This window comes from Lacticaseibacillus thailandensis DSM 22698 = JCM 13996, from assembly GCF_001312865.1.
Classification (GTDB): Bacteria; Bacillota; Bacilli; order Lactobacillales; family Lactobacillaceae; genus Lacticaseibacillus; species Lacticaseibacillus thailandensis.
Genome location: NZ_BBER01000016.1, coordinates 1 through 3,283, shown reverse-complemented (window position 1 = coordinate 3,283; position 3,283 = coordinate 1). Strand labels below are relative to the sequence as shown.

Below are 3,283 nucleotides of genomic sequence, written 5' to 3'. Positions count from 1 at the left end.
AAAGCGTGGCAGCTTCCTACCCTCGCAGGCAGTTTCCCACCAACTACTATCGGCGTAGAGAAGCTTAACTTCTGTGTTCGGCATGGGAACAGGTGTATCCTTCTCGCTATCGCCACCACACTATTTTGTTTGAGAGTTTATACCCTCAAAACTGGCTATCATTGCTTTAAGTTTACCATAGAACGCGTATCTGTGTCGCGGTTGAATCCGACGTATTCAACCATTTGGTTAAGTCCTCGACCGATTAGTATTGGTCCGCTCCATACATCACTGTACTTCCACTTCCAACCTATCTACCTGATCATCTCTCAGGGGTCTTACTTCCATAAAGGAATGGGAAATCTCATCTTGAGGGTGGCTTCACGCTTAGATGCTTTCAGCGTTTATCCAGTCCATACGTAGCTACCCAGCGATGCGCCTGGCGGCACAACTGGTACACCAGCGGTATGTCCATCCCGGTCCTCTCGTACTAAGGACAGCTCCTCTCAAATTTCCTGCGCCCGCGACGGATAGGGACCGAACTGTCTCACGACGTTCTGAACCCAGCTCGCGTACCGCTTTAATGGGCGAACAGCCCAACCCTTGGGACCGACTACAGCCCCAGGATGCGATGAGCCGACATCGAGGTGCCAAACCTTCCCGTCGATGTGGACTCTTGGGGAAGATAAGCCTGTTATCCCCAGGGTAGCTTTTATCCGTTGAGCGATGGCCTTTCCATACAGAACCACCGGATCACTAAGCCCGACTTTCGTCCCTGCTCGACTTGTCAGTCTCGCAGTCAAGCTCCCTTATACCTTTACACTCTGCGAATGATTTCCAACCATTCTGAGGGAACCTTTGGGCGCCTCCGTTACATTTTAGGAGGCGACCGCCCCAGTCAAACTGCCCACCTGACACTGTCTCCCGCCGCGCTGAGCGGCGTGGGTTAGAGCGTTCATACAGCAAGGGTAGTATCCCACCAACGCCTCCACCGAAACTAGCGTTCCGGTTTCTACGGCTCCTACCTATCCTGTACAAGCGGTACAAACACTCAATATCAAGCTACAGTAAAGCTCCATGGGGTCTTTCCGTCCTGTCGCGGGTAACCCGCATCTTCACGGGTACTATAATTTCACCGAGTCTCTCGTTGAGACAGTGCCCAAATCATTACGCCTTTCGTGCAGGTCGGAACTTACCCGACAAGGAATTTCGCTACCTTAGGACCGTTATAGTTACGGCCGCCGTTTACTGGGGCTTCAATTCTGGGCTTCGCTTACGCTAACTCATCCTTTTAACCTTCCAGCACCGGGCAGGCGTCAGCCCCTATACGTCATCTTACGATTTAGCAGAGACCTGTGTTTTTGATAAACAGTTGTTTGGGCCTATTCACTGCGGCTGACCTTGCGGTCAGCACCCCTTCTTCCGAAGTTACGGGGCTATTTTGCCGAGTTCCTTAACGAGAGTTCGCTCGCACACCTGAGGATACTCTCCTCGACTACCTGTGTCGGTTTGCGGTACGGGTAGATTATTTCTCACTAGAAGCTTTTCTCGGCAGTGTGACATCAAGCACTTCGCTACTTAAATTTCGCTCCCCATCACGTCTTGTCCTTATAGAAGTAAGCATTTCACTCGCTTCAAGACTTGGCGCTTGGACATCCATTTCCAGCCGGATGCATGCTTTAGCCTCCTGCGTCCCTCCATCGCTCAAACAAAATAATCTAGTACAGGAATCTCAACCTGTTTGCCATCGACTACGCCTCTCGGCCTCGCCTTAGGACCCGACTAACCCTGGGAGGACGAGCCTTCCCCAGGAAACCTTAGTCATACGGTGGACAGGATTCTCACCTGTCTTTCGCTACTCATACCGGCATTCTCACTTCTAAGCGCTCCAGTCGTCCTCACGATCGACCTTCAACGCACTTAGAACGCTCTCCTATCGCGTCCACGTAGTGGACACCCACAGTTTCGGTACTATGCTTAAGCCCCGGTATATTTTCGGCGCAGCGTCACTCGACTAGTGAGCTATTACGCACTCTTTAAATGGTGGCTGCTTCTGAGCCAACATCCTAGTTGTCTGTGCAACGCCACATCCTTTTCCACTTAGCATAGATTTAGGGACCTTAACTGGTGATCTGGGCTGTTCCCCTTTCGACAATGGACCTTATCGCTCACTGTCTGACTCCCGGACTAAAATATGCGGCATTCGGAGTTTATATGAATTCAGTAACCCATGATGGGCCCCTAGTCCAAACAGTGCTCTACCTCCGCTATTCATCATCCGAGGCTAACCCTAAAGCTATTTCGGAGAGAACCAGCTATCTCCAAGTTCGTTTGGAATTTCACCGCTACCCACATCTCATCCCAACATTTTTCAACATATACGGGTTCGGTCCTCCAGTGCGTTTTACCACACCTTCAACCTGGACATGGGTAGGTCACTTGGTTTCGGGTCTACATCATCATACTTAGGCGCCCTGTTCAGACTCGCTTTCGCTACGGCTTCAGCTTTTCACTTTAACCTCGCATGATAACGTAACTCGCCGGTTCATTCTACAAAAGGCACGCCGTCACCCATTAACGGGCTTCGACTAATTGTAGGCACACGGTTTCAGGAACTATTTCACTCCCCTTCCGGGGTGCTTTTCACCTTTCCCTCACGGTACTGGTTCACTATCGGTCACTAGGGAGTATTTAGCCTTGGGAGATGGTCCTCCCGGATTCCGACGGAATTTCACGTGCTCCGCCGTACTCAGGATCCTGAACGGAGGGTAAGCAATTTCGACTACAGGGCTTTCACCTTGTTTCGCGTAGCTTTCCAGCTAACTTCGTCTATCACTTACTTTGGTAACTCCAATGTTCAGTCCTACAACCCCAAAGAGCAAGCTCTTTGGTTTGGGCTCTTCCCGTTTCGCTCGCCGCTACTAAGGGAATCGATTTTTCTTTCTCTTCCTGCGGGTACTTAGATGTTTCAGTTCCCCGCGTCTACCTTCAACATAGCTATGAATTCACTATGTGATAACTTGATCACTCAAGTTGGGTTGCCCCATTCGGAAATCTCCGGATCAAAGCTTACGTACAGCTCCCCGAAGCATATCGGTGTTAGTCCCGTCCTTCATCGGCTCCTAGTGCCAAGGCATTCACCGTGCGCCCTTTGTAACTTAACCTAGACAAATATAAATTTGTCGGTTATCGCGATTCGAATTTCACTGACCTTGCGGTCAGCATCAGAAACTCGCACAAATACGCTGTGTTCTCGGCATTTAAAACTTAAAATCAATGATATCCAGTTTTCAAAGTACAAACA

General features: G+C 50.1%; 2 rRNA genes. Both read right to left on the bottom strand.

Features of this window, described 5'->3' with window-relative positions:
* Positions 1-3: 3 nt before the first annotated feature.
* Positions 4-120 (bottom strand): 5S ribosomal RNA (gene rrf, locus JCM13996_RS10195).
* Between the two features lie 104 nt (positions 121-224).
* Positions 225-3,143: ribosomal RNA gene (locus tag JCM13996_RS10190) — 23S ribosomal RNA — on the bottom strand.
* Between the last annotated feature and the right edge of the window lie 140 nt (positions 3,144-3,283).